Below are 13,877 nucleotides of genomic sequence, written 5' to 3'. Positions count from 1 at the left end.
CTATGCACTTCGTTGGGCTCGATCTCGCGTGGGGAGAGAAAAACCAGACCGGTGTCGCGGCCGTCGACGCCGACGGTCGACTCCTACACGTGGGTGCCGCCCAGGACGACGCCAACATCGTCGATGCCATCGCCCCGTTCACCGCAGGCGAATGCCTAGTCGCCTTCGATGCCCCGCTGATCGTCAACAACCAGACCGGGCATCGACCCGCCGAGGCCGCGTTCAACCGCGACTTCGCAAGGTTCGACGCCGGGGCGCGCCCGGCGTTCGCCGAAAAGCCCGAGCTGAAGCACCCACGCGCCGCCCGGTTGGCGGCCGCACTCGATCTCGACATGGACCCGGCTTCTGGTGCGAGCCGACGGGCGATCGAGGTCTATCCGCACCCGGCGACCGTCGTACTGTTCGAGCTCGACAAGACACTGAAGTACAAGCGGGGCCCGTTCGGCGACCGCCAACGTGACCTGCTGAAGTTGATGACGCTGATCGAGGGACTCGACGACGCGACACCGCGATTGCGCGCGAACCGCAGCGTCGCCTGGGTCGAACTGCGCAAGCGCGTCGAGGCGGCGACGAAACCGGTGCAGCTCGACCGCGACGAGGATCCGGTCGACGCGGTGCTCTGCGCCTACGTCGGCCTGTACTGGTACCACCGCCCCGACGAGGTGACGATCTACGGCGATTTCGACACGGGCTACATCGTCACCCCGAGCCTTCCCCCGGACCTGTCCCCCGCCCCGCGAAGGCGGGTGGTGCCGCCGCCGAGCGACGAACTACACGAACGCCTTTCGCGTCTGGAAGATCTGCTGGCGCAGGCGCAATTAGAAGCGAAGACGATCCGCGAACGCCTCTACCGGATGTGACTAGTCGGGTGCTTCGGCCAGCTGCGTCGGGTCGGTGATGCCCGCGTCACGCACGCCGAGCTGACGGCTGATCACCCGCGTCACAAGAAACAGCACGATGCCGATGGCGACCAGAACACCGGCCAGCACGTATTGCTGCGACGGCCGTCCCGAAAGCGGTGTCACGAGATACAGCGACGCGATGCACCCGATCACGGGCAGCACGGTCGGCGTCTTGAAGTGCCCACCTGTCTCGCGCACGTCGCGGCGCAGCACCAGGACGGCGACGTTCACCACCGCGAACACCGCCAACAGCAGCAGCGACGTGGTTCCGCCGAGCACCGAGATCGCCTCGTCGTTGGCGAATGCCGTGACATAGATGATGAGGCCGAAGGCGATTGCGGTCGTGAAAAGGATCGCGACCCACGGGCTGCGGGTCTGCGGATGGACCTTTCCGAGCACCGGCGGCAGAACGTGCTGGCGCGCCATGCCGTAGATGAGCCGGCTGGCCATCAGCATGTTGATCAACGCTGTGTTCGACACCGCGAACATCGTGATGAACGGAAGAATCTTGTCGATCGGCAAGCCGGGCGCACCGGCTTTGACGACCTCCACGAGCGGCGTGTCGCTGGCCTCCAATTCGCCGACCGGCACGAGTGCGACGGCGACGATCGACACAAGGATGTAGACGATGCCGGCAATGGACAGGCCGGTGAGCAGCATCTTGGGGAAGATCCGGACCGGATCCTTGGTCTCCTCGGCCATATTCACCGAGTCCTCGAAACCAACCATCGCGAAGAAAGCCAGCGATGTGGCCGCGGTGATGGCCATGAAGGCGTTCTTGTCCTCGGCGGTGTCGAACGCGACCACGCGGGAGAAGTCCACATCGCCACCACCGGTGAACGCCCACATGCCGACGAGAATGACCAGAACCAGACCGCTGATCTCGACGATCGTCAGGAGCACGTTGAGCTTGACGCTTTCTCCGACCCCACGCAGGTTGATGAGCGCCAGCGCGGCCATGAAGAACAGGGCGAGTGCGACCACCCCGACGGTGCCCCAGCTGGTGTCGAAACCCTTGAAGAAGTTCGAGGCAAATGTCCTGGCGCCCGTCGACGCCGAGGTGATACCCGAGCACATCACCACGAACGCGGTCAAAAACGTCACGAACTGAATGCCAAAAGCCTTGTGCGCGTAGAGCGCAGCGCCTGCGGCCTGAGGGTATTTGGTGACGAGCTCCAAATAGCTGAACGCGGTGACGGTCGCGATGAGAAACGCCACCAGGAACGGCACCCATGCGGCGCCACCGACTTCGGCGGCCACGTCTCCGGTCAGCGCATACACACCCGTGCCCAGAATGTCGCCGACGACGAACAGCAGCAGCAGCCCCGGTCCCATCACCCGCTTCAGTTCAGGTTGCTGATCGACGGTGTCCGTCTGGCTCATGGGGCCTCCCTGTCAGTCGGCTGTGAGTACCCCATCATCGACCAGCAGCAAACGCGCCGCACCCGCAACGGTGCAAGAAAGACTTCGACCGTGACCGGTGTCAGCCGGAAGCCGCGGCGAGCACGGGTACCGAGATCGGCGCCGTGATCGGTGCGAGCACGTCGATGACGTCGATCAACGTGGCGCGGGCGGCATTGCGGGGGCCGTTGTTCTCGTCGACGAGCGCCGCCACCACTGCGCCGTCGACCGCGCACACCAGTGCTGGGACGAGCTCTGCGCGCACCGACCGTCCGGACCGCTCGACGACCTTGACCACGGCATCGGTTCGCTGCTGCAGGATCCGCCGCTGCACCTCGCGCAGAGCCGGCTGACGCGCGCACGCAATGTAGCGTTCGTACCGCGAGATCAACTGCTCGCTCACCTGTGTCTCGGGATCGTCGCCGACGAGCAGATCCACCACCACGTCGACGGTCGCCTCGGCGCCGCGACGACGCCGCGACAACACCGCCACCCGCTCACGCAGTTGCTGCGCCTCGAGTGCGCCGATGTGCTCGACGGCTTTGAGGATCAGATCGTCGAGGGACGAGAAGTAATAGGTCGTCGCCGCCAACGGCAGCCCGGCGCGCCGGGCCACGGCACGATGACGCACGGCGTCGAAACCGCCTTCGCACAACAGCTCGGCAGCCGCGCTTACTAACGCGTACTGCCTGCGCACTCCCTTGGGAGTCACCGCTGCCGTCACGCCTTGCATGCTGCCAGTCGGCCGAGGTCGAAATGACTCTTTCGGCCAAAGCTAAGCCTTTACTCAGGAAGATGGCCCGCCAAGCGATTTGGATGCATTGCGCCGGCGCCGCCCGACGATGCGCCGGAAACCGATGGCATGATGGCCCGCATGCCAGAGCCACCGAGGCGAGCACGAGTGAGGATCGCAGCGAGGGACGAGCAGGGACCCGAGCGAGTGCGGAGCCGAGGCAATCAACTCAGCCGCCGGGCGATGATCCGCCTCGGTGCCAGTGCTGCGGCAGGGGCCGTCGGCGCCTTCGCGCTCGGCTCGCTGCGCGAACCGCAGCCATCCGTCGCGGGTCCGCCCGTCGAGATGACGAGCGCAGGCACCCCGCTGGCACCGTTGGCACCGCCCGCCCCGCTGGAGCCGTTGCCTGCGGCGGCGCAGACGTATGTGTCCGGATCATTCGTATCGGCCGCACGCGGTGGCATCGACACCAACTGGGCGATCGCGCGGCCGCCGGGCCAGACTCAACCGCTGCGATCCGTCATCGCGCTGCACGGTAAGGGTGGCGATGCGGCGCAGGTGATGGCGGGCGGTGTCGAGCAGGGCCTGGCGCAAGCGGTCGCGGCGGGCCTGCCGCCCTTTGCGGTGGTCGCCGTCGACGGCGGGGGCGGTTACTGGCACAAGCGCGCGTCGGGTGAGGATTCCGGCGCGATGGTGCTCGACGAGTTGATCCCGATGCTCGGCTCGCAGGGCCTTGACACCTCGCGGGTGGGGTTCCTGGGCTGGTCGATGGGCGGATACGGCGCGTTGCTGCTCGGGGCCCGGCTCGGCCAGGCGCGTACCGCCGCGATCTGTGCGGTGAGCCCGGCGTTGTGGACGTCGTCGGGTGCGACCGCTGCGGGGGCGTTCGACGGCGCAGACGACTACGCGGCCAACAGCGTGTGGGGTCTGCCCGCCCTCGGGTCGATACCGATCCGGATCGACTGCGGCAACAGCGATCCGTTCTATTCGGCCACCCAGCAGTTCATCGCGCAGCTGCCTAACCCACCTGCGGGCGGCTTCTCACCGGGTGGCCACGACGGCGGGTTCTGGAGTTCGCAGCTGCCTGCGGAACTCGAGTGGATGGCGCCGCTGCTGACGGCATAGTCACCTAGACGGTGATCCGGCCTTCAGCCGCGGCAAGTCCGATGTCGCTGCGAAAGTGACTGCCTGGCAACCGAACCGATTTGATCACGGCATAGGCGTCGTCGCGGGCTGCCGCCAGGTCCGGCCCCGCGCCGACGACCGAGAGCACTCGGCCTCCCGATGAGACGACGGCGCCGTCGTCGCGTCGTGCGGTGCCTGCGTGCAACACTCCGTCGGCTTCCGAGCCGGCGATGACGTCACCCACCCGCGGCCGTCCCGGATAGTTCTCGGCGGCCAGCACGACGGTGACCGCGGCGCCGTCGCGCCAGTGCAGCGGCGGGTGGTCGGCGAGGCCGCCGGTGGCCGCGGCGCGCAGCAGCCGGCCGAGCGGCGAATCGAGGAGCGCCAGCACCGACTGGGTCTCGGGATCGCCGAAACGGCAGTTGAATTCGACGACGGCGGGTCCATGCGATGTGATCGCCAGGCCCGCGTACAGCAGGCCGGAGAACGAGCTGCCGCGCTTGACAAGCTCTGCGGCAACGGGTTTGACGATGTCGTCGACGATCCGGTTCGTCACCTCGTCGGGCAGCCACGCCAGCGGTGCGTAGGCGCCCATGCCGCCGGTGTTGGGTCCGGTGTCACCGTCGCCCACTCTCTTGAAGTCCTGGGCAGGCAGCAGCGGCACCACGGTCTCGCCGTCGACGACACAGAAGAGCGACACCTCAGGACCGTCGAGGAACGACTCCAGCAGCACGGGATGCCCCGCGTCGAGCAGGCTGGCCGCATGTGCCCTCGCCGCATCGCGGTCGGCGGTCACCACCACGCCCTTGCCCGCGGCGAGGCCGTCGTCCTTGACCACCCACGCCGCGTCGCCACCGCCGGGTCCGAACCGATCGAGCGCGGCGTCGAGTCGGGCGGGGTTGTCGACGATCTCACTTCTGGCGGTGGCTACGCCCGCGGCAGACATCACATCCTTGGCGAACGATTTCGATCCCTCGATGCGCGCGGCGTCTTTGGTCGGCCCGAAGCAGGCGATCCCGGTGGCCCGGACGGCGTCGGCCACCCCCACGACCAGAGGTACTTCGGGGCCGATCACGACCAGGTCGGCGCCGATCTTGCCGGCCAACGCCGCCACCGCATCACCCGAGCTGATGTCGACGTCGTACTGATCGGCGATGGCCGCGGTGCCCGCGTTGCCCGGCGCGATCGCCAGGGCTTCCACCTCGGGGTCTCTGCGCAGCGCGAGCAGAAGCGCATGTTCGCGGGCACCGGATCCGATCACGAGGACGCGCACGGTTGCCAACCCTAATCGCACCGCCGCACGGCGGTGAGTCATGTCCATTTAGTTAGGCCATACACTTGACATGTCAATGTATGGTCGATGCATGGCAACGATGCACGCCTGTCCGTTCGGCGCAGGGTTCGACTTCACCAACCCCGATCTCCTCGAGCACGGCATTCCGGTCGCCGAGTTCGCCGAGCTGCGCAAGACGGCTCCGGTGTGGTGGAACGAGCAAAGCGAGTCGATCTTCGAGGACGGCGGCTATTGGGTGATCAGCCGCCACGAGGACGTCAAGGCCATCTCGCGCGACGGCGACCTGTGGTCGACGAACCGCAAGGGCGTCGTGATGCGGATGCCCGAGGGCACCACACCCGATCAGCTCGAGCTGACGAAGGCGCTCCTGATCAACCACGACGCACCCGAACACACCCGCCTGCGCAAGCTGGTGTCCCGGCTGTTCACGCCGAGGGCGGTGGCCACGCTCGAGGCGAAGCTTGCCACCGCGGCGCGCGAAATCGTATCCGCGGCAAGGGAGAAAGAGAGCGGTAATTTCGTCGACGACATCGCGATGAGCCTGCCGCTACTGGCGATCGCGGACCTCATCGGCGTGCCGGAGGCAGACCGGGAGAAGCTGTTTCATTGGACCAACTCGATCATGAACACCGACGATCCCGACTATGCGACCGATTATGCGGCAGCCAACGCGGAACTGATGGGCTACGCCTACGCGATGGCCGAGGAGCGCAGGCGCTGTCCGGCGGACGACATCGTCACCCGACTGATCGAGGCCGACATCGACGGTGAGTCGATGGACGACGTCGAGTTCGCGTTCTTCGTGATCCTGCTCGCGGTCGCGGGCAACGAGACGACGCGAAACGCGATGACCCACGGCATGAACGCCTTCTTCCAGAACCCACAGCAGTGGGAGCTGTTCAAGCGCGAGCGCCCGGAGACCACCGCCGACGAGATCGTGCGCTGGGCCACGCCGGTGCACTGCTTCCAGCGCACCGCTCAGGCCGACACCGAGCTGGGTGGCGTGACCATCCGCGAGGGGCAGCGCGTCGGGCTGTTCTACAGCTCCGCCAACTACGACGACGCCGTCTTCGACCGCCCCTTCGAGTTCAACATCATGCGCGACCCCAACCCGCATCTCGGCTTCGGCGGCAACGGCGCGCACTACTGCATCGGCGCCAACCTGGCCCGCATGGAGATCAAGCTGATCTTCAACGAGCTCGCCGACCAGATCCCGGACATCTCGAAACTCGCCGAGCCGCAACGGCTTCGATCAGGATGGATCAACGGCGTCAAGGACCTGCAGGTCTCCTACCGCGGGTAGCAGTAAGATTCCGGCGTGCGCACCCACGGCTGGTCTGGCGCCGCGCCCGCCAGCGACGACGAGGCCATCGCGCGAATCCTCGACGCGGCGGGCAAGGCGATCGACGCCCGAGGCGCGGACTTCTCCATCGCCGACGTCGCCCGCTCCCTCGGCGTGACGCGCCAGACGGTCTACCGGTACTTCCCCAGCACCGACGCGCTGCTGGTTGCGGCCGCCGTGCAAGCGGCCGATGACTTCATGGACCGCCTCGATGCTCACCTGCGAGGCATCACCGACCCGGTCGAAGCCGTGGCCGAGGGGATAGCGACGGCGCTGGAGTGGCTGCCGAAGGACAAGCACCTCGGCCTGGTCATCGAGCCGGGTCGGCCAAACCCGCACATCGAGTCGGTGACCGGCGACGTCGCACTCGACTTCGGTCACTCGATGGTGCGCCGGTTCGACGTCGACTGGGCAGGCCTTGGCTTCAGCGATGACGATCTCGACGAACTCGCCGAGCATTTACTGCGGATCATCCAGTCGTTCGTCACCGACCCTGGCCGGCCGCCCCGCACGGGCGTGGATCTGCGCCAGTATCTGCGCCGCTGGGTCGGATCAGCGGTCGGCATCGTCGAGCGTTAACAGCTCGGCGGATCAACCGAATGCCCGGACCTCACCAGCACAGTCCACAGCTTTTCCTTCGCGTCTTCGGCGAAGCGGTAGTCGGGCGCGCCCTCTTCCGGAGTCCGAGCGATTTGCGCCGCGGTGGCCACATCGACCTGACGGCGGTCGAATTCGATAAGCCCCCGGAGGTGCTCGCGCAGGGTATTCGCCTGGGCCTCGAAGGTTCCGGCAGGCCAGGACACGGTGCCGAGCTTGTCGATGTAGCGCTGCAGCGCAGCTTCCTCGATCCCGTTGGCCGCCTTCGCCCCGTTCAGGTCATCGGCCCCCAGTGCGGCCTCCCACTTCGCATGCACCGGTGAAGTCTCCTTGAGAAAAGTGCGCTCCGCCCACTCCAATTGATCGGCCGCATACATACTTTGAGGTACGGGGTGGCCGAGCGCTGCGCGCAGATCGTCGCCTTCCACAACCACCAACGCGTCGTCGGCCTCGACTTGGCTTCTCACTGTCGCTGTGCGATCAGCGTCTTGGCCGTTGCCGTCTGCCAATTCGTTGAGTCCAGCAAGCTCGTTGGCGATGAGATCACGCATCTTGTCGACGATCCGTCGGGCTGCAGCGGGAAAGGCGATATTGCCCAGCTGCGAGTCCCACGTCGCCACGACGTCGCGGTATTCGCGGGCCTTCTCCTTCATGACGACGAGGTCACCGTCATGGTGCGCGTCGCCCATAGCTCCGTAGGCCTGCGAACAATCGACGGGCTTTGAAGCTTCGTCGTACTGCTTGAATGCGACGTCGGGATCCACCGGCGGACTTGACGCGCCCGATTCGTCCGTGCCGCCGCAGCCGGCAACGCTTATCGCGACGGCGACACCGACTACGGTTATCCAGGTGCTGCAGATGGCGCGTCGCATCGATGGCCCTCCAGTCGGACGTTGTCCGCGGAGAGTAACCCAAACCGTCGACGACGTCGGCTAATTGCCGATTTCACATCATTGCAGATAAATAGCTGTTATGGCTTAGTTGGCTAACTACCCACAGATTGCTGCATCGAACACCCTGCCGACGATCAGACCACCGTCAGCGGGAGCGACTTGCGCGGCGCGAACACGAACGTCGAACCACCGCTGACGCGAACGACTTTAACCTCGGACATTTCCTTCGCGGGAGTTTCGGTTCGGACGATGCGCGCCCTCCAGTCGGTATCGCTGCCCGCGATGTCCACATCGAGGTGCGGGTCGACCGCGGCGACCGCGGCCTGTAGCGGCCGCTTCTCGGACGGACTCACCAATGACACCCATGCACCGTCTTCGTGCGCGGGTGAACGGTTCACATGCACTGTGTCCGGACCGAATTCGGCCGACACGTAGGCCATCGGATTGAACATCGGGTGCAGTTCGAGCGTCCGCATGGCACCCCCGATGCCGTCGGGCAGACCGAGCGCGCGATGTATCCGCTCGGCGGCGATGCCCGCGACACCGATCAACTGTTTGGTGCAGATCTCCGCCGCGAGTTCGGTGTTGGTTCCCGCGCGTTTCCCGACCGCGATGATGAAGGACAGGTTCAGCAGGTGCATCTGCAGGCAGACCTCGTCGGCCATGCGCACCAGGGCCGAGTGCGAGAACGCGGCGAAGTCGAAGTCCGACAGCAGCGCGCCGGAGTAGTCCGACTCTCCCTCGTCGTCCGGGTCGATCGGGTCGAGTTCGGTTCTGGCGGCCCGGGTTCGGCGGATGACGTCGAGCACCGGGTGGCCTTCGACCTCCGGATAGGACTCGTCGATGATCACCGTCCAGGCGCAGTGCGGCTTTCGGTTCGCGGGAGTGCGAGGTGGACGGTGGACCGGGCGGATCTGGGCCCTGCGGTTGGTGGCGACGGCGGTGGCGTCGAAGGTCGGGTCCTCGATGTCGTGGCACATGCCGCGCACGTAGTCCTCGCCCATCGGCTCGACATCCAGCAGGGCGCCGCAGTGATCGAGATGGAACTCCCCGTGCCAGCGGTCGTGCACGTCGTAGCGGAAGTCCATGAACTGCGGTGGAGCACCGATGTCGAGCTGCAGCCCCTTGAAGATCGTGATGACGTCGACGCCCTCGTACCTCAGGGCTTTCTGCATCCGTTTGGTGTAGATCGGGCTGGCGCCCATCCACTCCTCGATCGCGATCTGCAGCATCTCCGCGCGGCCGAAGTTGCTGATGCACCAGGCCCTTCCGGACCGGTCGATCAACTGGCCGATCAGCAGCAACTCGGGCAGCAGAACGGCGAGCTGTGCACGCGAGAGGCTCGCATACCTACTTGTCATGGAGGTTCCTGCCGACATGCATCTGGACGGCGTCGTTGACGTTGGCTCGCCTTGCTTCGCGCGCGTCACCGCCCGCACCCTTCTCCTCCGCTTTCTTACGCTTGGCCACAACGCGTTTGACCGCACCGTCGACTTTCGACCCCAGCGGGAAGCCGACGTAGTGGGTCAGGAAGATCGCGACCTCACGCAGTTCCTCGCGGGTCATCTCCTCGTTGTGCAGGATGGCGTTCGCCTGGACCTCGATCAACTCCTCCATGCCCTGTGCGGCCAGCACGCCGAGCAGCATCATCCGCCGGTCGCGCATCGACAACCCGGGGCGGCTCCAGATGGCGCCGAAGAGGTGATCGACCGTCAGCGCGAAGTACTCCCCCGGCATGTCCGGCATCTCCCAGCCGTAGACCTCGTTCATCTTTTCGAGGCCCTTCTTGCGAAGCTCGTCCATGACTACTACTCCTTCGCGCTTGCCGCGGCGTGGGGCACGCCGAGGCCTGCCGCCAAGTTCTTCAGCGCAATCTCGGCCAGGGGCAGGTCGACGCCGACCGACTCACCGAGCGCCAGGGCGAGGCTGAGGTCTTTCTCGCCGAGGTCGCGGGCGTGCGCCATCGGCGCGTAGAGAAAGTTGTCCGGCTCCAGCGTATCCATGTTCTCCCGGACGACGACGGCGCCCGGCCCGCCGCTCTGGATGTCGGTGTGCCGCACCACGCGGCCAAGTTGCTGCAGGTCGAGTCCGGCCTGCTCGGCGAGCTTCATCGCCTCACAGGATGCGGCGAAACCGATGAACGTCAACATGTTGCGCGCCAGCTTCATTCGCGTGCCCGCACCGGCCTCGCCCGCGTGCACGACGACGGAGGCGAACTGTTTGAAGACCGGCTTCACCCGCTCGTAGACCTCGCGCTGCGCACCTACCATCACGGCGAGTTCACCCTTCTCCGCAGCTCCCTTGCCGCCGCTGATCGGAGCATCGATCACGTGGATGCCGTCCGGTCCGAGCTTGCGGACCAAGTCGACGGCGGTGGTGTCGCTGATCGTCGAGTGGATCGCGACGATCGTGCCCGGCTTTGCATAGCGGGCCAGCCCGTCCTCGCCCGCGATGACGTCACGAACCTGCTCGTCGTTCAGCACGGTGACGCTGATGACGTCGGCCTTCGCGATATCGGCAAGGCTGTCGGCGAGTGCGGCACCTGCCTCGGCGAGCGGAGTCATCGCCTCGAGGCGGATGTCGAAAACCGTGAGACCGCCCGGCCAGTCGACCATCCGTTTGGCCATCGGTGCACCCATGTCACCGAGCCCGATGTAGCCGAGCTTGACGTTGTTGGTTGTCTGCTCTTCGCGCGAGCGCGCGTCGCCGTCACCCATTGAAATACTCTCCTCAGGACCTGATGATCTGGCCGCCGTCGACGTTGAAGATCTGGCCGGTGATCCACTTCGCCTGATCCGACAGCAGGAACAGACACATCCCAACCAGATCTTCCGGTTCGCCCATGCGCGACAGCGGAATTCGCCTCACGATGTCGTCGACCATCTCCTTGGGCGTCGTCGTGCGGTTGGCCTCGGTGTCAATCGGCCCAGGGGCGATCGCGTTGACACGGATGTTCTGGCCGCCGAGTTCGGTGGCCAACTGCTGGGTCAGGCCGTTGATGCCGACCTTGGCCAGTCCGTAGAAGTTCGAGTACAGCCACGCCGCGGTCGACGACTGGTTGACGATCGCGCCGCCGCCGCGCTTGGCCATCTTGCGGTAGACGGCCCGGGTGCACACCAGCGCGCCGTCGAGGTTCACGCTCATGAACTTCTTGTAGTAGTCCCAGTCGACGGTGATGAGGAAGTCGAGCTTCATGCCGCCGAAGATCGCCGCATTGTTGACCAGGTAGTCGATGCCACTGAATTCGCTCAGCGTCTGCGCGGCCATCTCCTTGGCGGAGTCGGGATCGGACACGTCGACCCGCACTGCGAGTGCGTTGCCGCCGTCGCCCTTGATGCCGTCGGCGACCTTCTGCGCACCCTCGGTATTGATGTCGGCGACGACGACAGCCGCACCCTCGCGGGCAAGGGCCTCCGCGTACGCCTGGCCGATACCGCCTCCGGCACCGGTGACGATCGCCACCTTCTCCTTGAACTGATCTCCATAAAGTCCCACGTGGCGCACTCCTTAGTTGACCGCTGTGGCAATGGCTTTGGTTTCGAGGTACTCCTCGAAACCGGCAAGGCCCATCTCCCGGCCGATGCCGGACTGCTTGTATCCGCCGAAGGGCATGTCGGCCGAGTACCAGACGCCGCCGTTGACGTTGACGGTGCCGACGCGCATCCGCGCGGCGACGCCAGAAGCCCGCTCGGGATCGGAGCTGAAGACGGTGCCCGACAGACCGTACGGCGAGTCGTTGGCGATGCGCACGGCGTCGTCGTCGCCGTCGTGGGCGATCACCGTCAGCACCGGTCCGAAGATCTCCTCGCGCGCGACCTTGGCGTTGTTGTCCAGGCCGATGATGACGGTCGGCTCGATGAAGAAGCCGGTGTCCCGGTCGGCGGGACGTCCACCGCCGCAGGCGAACTTGCCACCTTCGTCGATGGCCGAATCCAGGTACGACTGCACGCGATCGCGCTGTCGGGCCGAGATCACCGGTCCGCAAATGGTGGCCGAGTCGGTGGGATCACCCGGCTTGAGCGAGCCCATGGTCGCCGCCGCCGCATCGACGGCCTCGTCGTAGCGGGCGCGCGGCACCACAAGCCGTGTGGTGATCGCACAACCCTGGCCGGCGTGCATGGCTGCGGTGAACGCCGACATCGAGCATGCGCCGGCAAGGTCGGCGTCGTCGAGCACCAGGAACGCCGACTTGCCGCCGAGCTCGAGGAAGACCTTCTTGAGCGTCGCCGAGCCGTCGGCCATCACGGCGCGACCGGTTGCCGTCGACCCTGTGAACGAAACCATGTCCACCCGTGGGTCTTTCGACAGGAGCGCACCGACGGCGTGGTCGCTCGAAGTGACGATGTTGATGACACCCGGCGGAATGTCGGTGTGCTCGGCGATGAGTTGGCCGACGGCGGCGGCGCACCACGGAGTGTCCGGCGCCGGTTTCAGCACGACGGTGTTGCCCGCGGCCAGCGCCGGTCCGATCTTGGCGAGGTTGATCTGGTGCGGGAAGTTCCACGGCGTGATGGCGCCGACGACGCCGACGGCTTCCTTCGCGATCGTGCGGTGGGTCTTGATGCCCATGGGCGAAGCGATACCCGCATCGGTGGTCCACGAGTAGGACTCGGCGGTATCGGCGCAGAAGCTGAGGTCGGCGATCGGACCTTCCAGCTGCGCCATGGACGTCAGCATCACCGGCGCGCCGACCTCCGCGATCGTGATCTCGCGCAGGTCTTCGACGTGCGTGGTCAGCACGTCCTGCAATTGCCTGATGCTGCGCACACGCAGTTCGGTGTCGGTGGACCAGTCGGTTTCGTCGAATGCGCGACGGGCGGCCCCGATGGCGCGGTCCATGTCATCGGCGCTCGCGTCGGCGGCGACGCCCAGCACTTCCTCGGTGGCCGGGTTGACCGTCGGGAACGTGCCTGCGCTGCCTGCGACTAGTTTCCCGTCGATGAGCAGTTGACTCTGGCGATCGGCCAGCATCCCCATTTCGACTCCCGTCGTGATTGCTGGACAACTGTCCGACTAACTTCACTCGAAGATAACCGCAGACCGGCGCGCGAAGCAAGGCCGGCCGAGGACGTTGAGCCGGTACACGTCGACAAATGCGGTTTGTACTGCAGTTTTGACCGCCGCACTTGCTTGCCGCCGCATCGGTCCGATAACTTGGACATGTGTCCAGCGATGCCGTGGTCGTCGTGACCGACCGAAGCGGGGAAACCCCGCGCAACCGGCGGCAGGAAGAGACGTTCCGCAAGGTTCTCACCGCGGGTGTGGAGATGCTGCGGGAGTCGTCCTACGCCGATCTGACCGTGCGCGCGGTCGCCGCACGCGCCAAGGTGGCGCCCGCGACCGCGTACACCTACTTCTCGTCGAAGAATCACCTGATCTCCGAGGTCTACCTGGATCTGATGAAGCAGGTGCCCTATTTCACCGATGTCAACGACAGCACGCCGGCCCGGGTCGAGAAGGCGCTGCGGGCGATGACTCTGATGATCGCCGACGAGCCGGAGGTTGCGGCTGCCTGCACGACGGCACTGTTGAGCAACAACGACGCGGCCGTCCGCACGGTTCGCGACGGCATCGGCGCCGAGATCCACCG

Annotated in this window: 14 protein-coding genes; 5 read left to right on the top strand and 9 right to left on the bottom strand. The window is 66.0% G+C overall.

Features of this window, described 5'->3' with window-relative positions:
* Nucleotides 1-2: 2 nt before the first annotated feature.
* Nucleotides 3-860: a DUF429 domain-containing protein gene (locus tag QOC76_RS25765; RefSeq protein ID WP_526361788.1), complete on the top strand. Its 858-nt coding sequence runs from the start codon at nucleotides 3-5 to the stop codon at nucleotides 858-860.
* On the opposite strand, the gene QOC76_RS25760 is transcribed toward QOC76_RS25765, so the two are convergent.
* Nucleotides 861-2,285: an amino acid permease gene (locus QOC76_RS25760; protein WP_526361786.1), complete on the bottom strand. Its 1,425-nt coding sequence runs from the start codon at nucleotides 2,283-2,285 to the stop codon at nucleotides 861-863.
* A 100-nt stretch (nucleotides 2,286-2,385) separates the two neighbouring features.
* Nucleotides 2,386-3,036, bottom strand: coding sequence for a TetR/AcrR family transcriptional regulator (locus tag QOC76_RS25755; protein ID WP_526361784.1), 651 nt, complete (start codon nucleotides 3,034-3,036; stop codon nucleotides 2,386-2,388).
* 243 nt (nucleotides 3,037-3,279) lie between these two features.
* Here QOC76_RS25755 and QOC76_RS25750 point away from each other — a divergent pair, with 243 nt between their 5' ends.
* Complete coding sequence (locus QOC76_RS25750; RefSeq protein WP_526361826.1) at nucleotides 3,280-4,161, top strand: alpha/beta hydrolase; 882 nt, start codon at nucleotides 3,280-3,282, stop codon at nucleotides 4,159-4,161.
* Nucleotides 4,162-4,165: 4 nt separating this feature from the next.
* Here the strand turns inward: QOC76_RS25750 and purD are convergent, their stop codons facing one another.
* Nucleotides 4,166-5,434 (bottom strand): phosphoribosylamine--glycine ligase, encoded by a 1,269-nt coding sequence (gene purD, locus QOC76_RS25745; RefSeq protein ID WP_526361782.1) that lies wholly within the window; start codon nucleotides 5,432-5,434, stop codon nucleotides 4,166-4,168.
* A gap of 91 nt (nucleotides 5,435-5,525) precedes the next feature.
* On the opposite strand from purD, the gene QOC76_RS25740 reads away from it, so the two are divergent.
* Both QOC76_RS25740 and QOC76_RS25735 read left to right on the top strand, forming a co-directional pair.
* The gene (locus tag QOC76_RS25740; RefSeq protein WP_526361780.1) at nucleotides 5,526-6,758 is read left to right on the top strand and encodes a cytochrome P450; all 1,233 of its coding nucleotides are present in this window, start codon (nucleotides 5,526-5,528) and stop codon (nucleotides 6,756-6,758) included.
* 15 nt (nucleotides 6,759-6,773) lie between these two features.
* The gene (locus QOC76_RS25735; RefSeq protein ID WP_526361778.1) at nucleotides 6,774-7,376 is read left to right on the top strand and encodes a TetR/AcrR family transcriptional regulator; all 603 of its coding nucleotides are present in this window, start codon (nucleotides 6,774-6,776) and stop codon (nucleotides 7,374-7,376) included.
* Here the strand turns inward: QOC76_RS25735 and QOC76_RS25730 are convergent.
* The 6 genes from QOC76_RS25730 to QOC76_RS25705 all read right to left on the bottom strand — a co-directional run bounded on the left by QOC76_RS25730 (nucleotide 7,373) and on the right by QOC76_RS25705 (nucleotide 13,264).
* Nucleotides 7,373-8,266, bottom strand: a complete 894-nt coding sequence (locus QOC76_RS25730; RefSeq protein ID WP_526361776.1) for a hypothetical protein — start codon at nucleotides 8,264-8,266, stop codon at nucleotides 7,373-7,375. The genes QOC76_RS25735 and QOC76_RS25730 overlap by 4 nt on opposite strands.
* A gap of 155 nt (nucleotides 8,267-8,421) precedes the next feature.
* The gene (locus QOC76_RS25725; RefSeq protein WP_526361774.1) at nucleotides 8,422-9,648 is read right to left on the bottom strand and encodes a hypothetical protein; all 1,227 of its coding nucleotides are present in this window, start codon (nucleotides 9,646-9,648) and stop codon (nucleotides 8,422-8,424) included.
* On the bottom strand, nucleotides 9,638-10,090 hold the full coding sequence (locus QOC76_RS25720; protein ID WP_526361772.1) for a carboxymuconolactone decarboxylase family protein: 453 nt from the start codon (nucleotides 10,088-10,090) through the stop codon (nucleotides 9,638-9,640). Before QOC76_RS25720 ends, QOC76_RS25725 begins: the two co-directional genes overlap by 11 nt.
* Before the next feature lie 5 nt (nucleotides 10,091-10,095).
* Nucleotides 10,096-11,004, bottom strand: a complete 909-nt coding sequence (locus tag QOC76_RS25715) for an NAD(P)-dependent oxidoreductase (protein WP_526361770.1) — start codon at nucleotides 11,002-11,004, stop codon at nucleotides 10,096-10,098.
* Between the two features lie 13 nt (nucleotides 11,005-11,017).
* Nucleotides 11,018-11,782 carry an SDR family oxidoreductase gene (locus tag QOC76_RS25710; RefSeq protein ID WP_526361768.1) on the bottom strand — a complete coding sequence of 255 codons (765 nt, stop codon included), beginning with the start codon at nucleotides 11,780-11,782 and terminating at the stop codon, nucleotides 11,018-11,020.
* Nucleotides 11,783-11,794: 12 nt separating this feature from the next.
* Nucleotides 11,795-13,264 (bottom strand): aldehyde dehydrogenase, encoded by a 1,470-nt coding sequence (locus QOC76_RS25705; protein ID WP_526361766.1) that lies wholly within the window; start codon nucleotides 13,262-13,264, stop codon nucleotides 11,795-11,797.
* Nucleotides 13,265-13,449: 185 nt separating this feature from the next.
* Between QOC76_RS25705 and QOC76_RS25700 the strand changes: the two genes are divergently transcribed.
* Nucleotides 13,450-13,877: TetR family transcriptional regulator (locus QOC76_RS25700; RefSeq protein WP_526361764.1), on the top strand; the 428-nt coding region annotated here is incomplete at its 3' end.

Source organism: Mycobacterium sp., assembly GCF_032159565.1.
Lineage (GTDB): Bacteria > Actinomycetota > Actinomycetes > Mycobacteriales > Mycobacteriaceae > Mycobacterium.
Note: the sequence above shows the minus strand (reverse complement) of the source record. Positions and strands in the feature narration are given on the sequence as shown.

Bases quoted from the DNA above. Each gene is read 5' to 3' on its own strand.
- QOC76_RS25740 (WP_526361780.1), top strand. From the start codon at position 5,526: ATGGCAACGATGCACGCCTGTCCGTTCGGCGCAGGGTTCGACTTCACC.
- QOC76_RS25750 (WP_526361826.1), top strand. From the start codon at position 3,280: ATGATCCGCCTCGGTGCCAGTGCTGCGGCAGGGGCCGTCGGCGCCTTC.
- QOC76_RS25730 (WP_526361776.1), bottom strand. From the start codon at position 8,266: ATGCGACGCGCCATCTGCAGCACCTGGATAACCGTAGTCGGTGTCGCC.
- QOC76_RS25765 (WP_526361788.1), top strand. From the start codon at position 3: ATGCACTTCGTTGGGCTCGATCTCGCGTGGGGAGAGAAAAACCAGACC.
- QOC76_RS25720 (WP_526361772.1), bottom strand. From the start codon at position 10,090: ATGGACGAGCTTCGCAAGAAGGGCCTCGAAAAGATGAACGAGGTCTAC.
- QOC76_RS25760 (WP_526361786.1), bottom strand. From the start codon at position 2,285: ATGAGCCAGACGGACACCGTCGATCAGCAACCTGAACTGAAGCGGGTG.
- QOC76_RS25715 (WP_526361770.1), bottom strand. From the start codon at position 11,004: ATGGGTGACGGCGACGCGCGCTCGCGCGAAGAGCAGACAACCAACAAC.
- QOC76_RS25755 (WP_526361784.1), bottom strand. From the start codon at position 3,036: ATGCAAGGCGTGACGGCAGCGGTGACTCCCAAGGGAGTGCGCAGGCAG.
- QOC76_RS25725 (WP_526361774.1), bottom strand. From the start codon at position 9,648: ATGACAAGTAGGTATGCGAGCCTCTCGCGTGCACAGCTCGCCGTTCTG.
- QOC76_RS25705 (WP_526361766.1), bottom strand. From the start codon at position 13,264: ATGGGGATGCTGGCCGATCGCCAGAGTCAACTGCTCATCGACGGGAAA.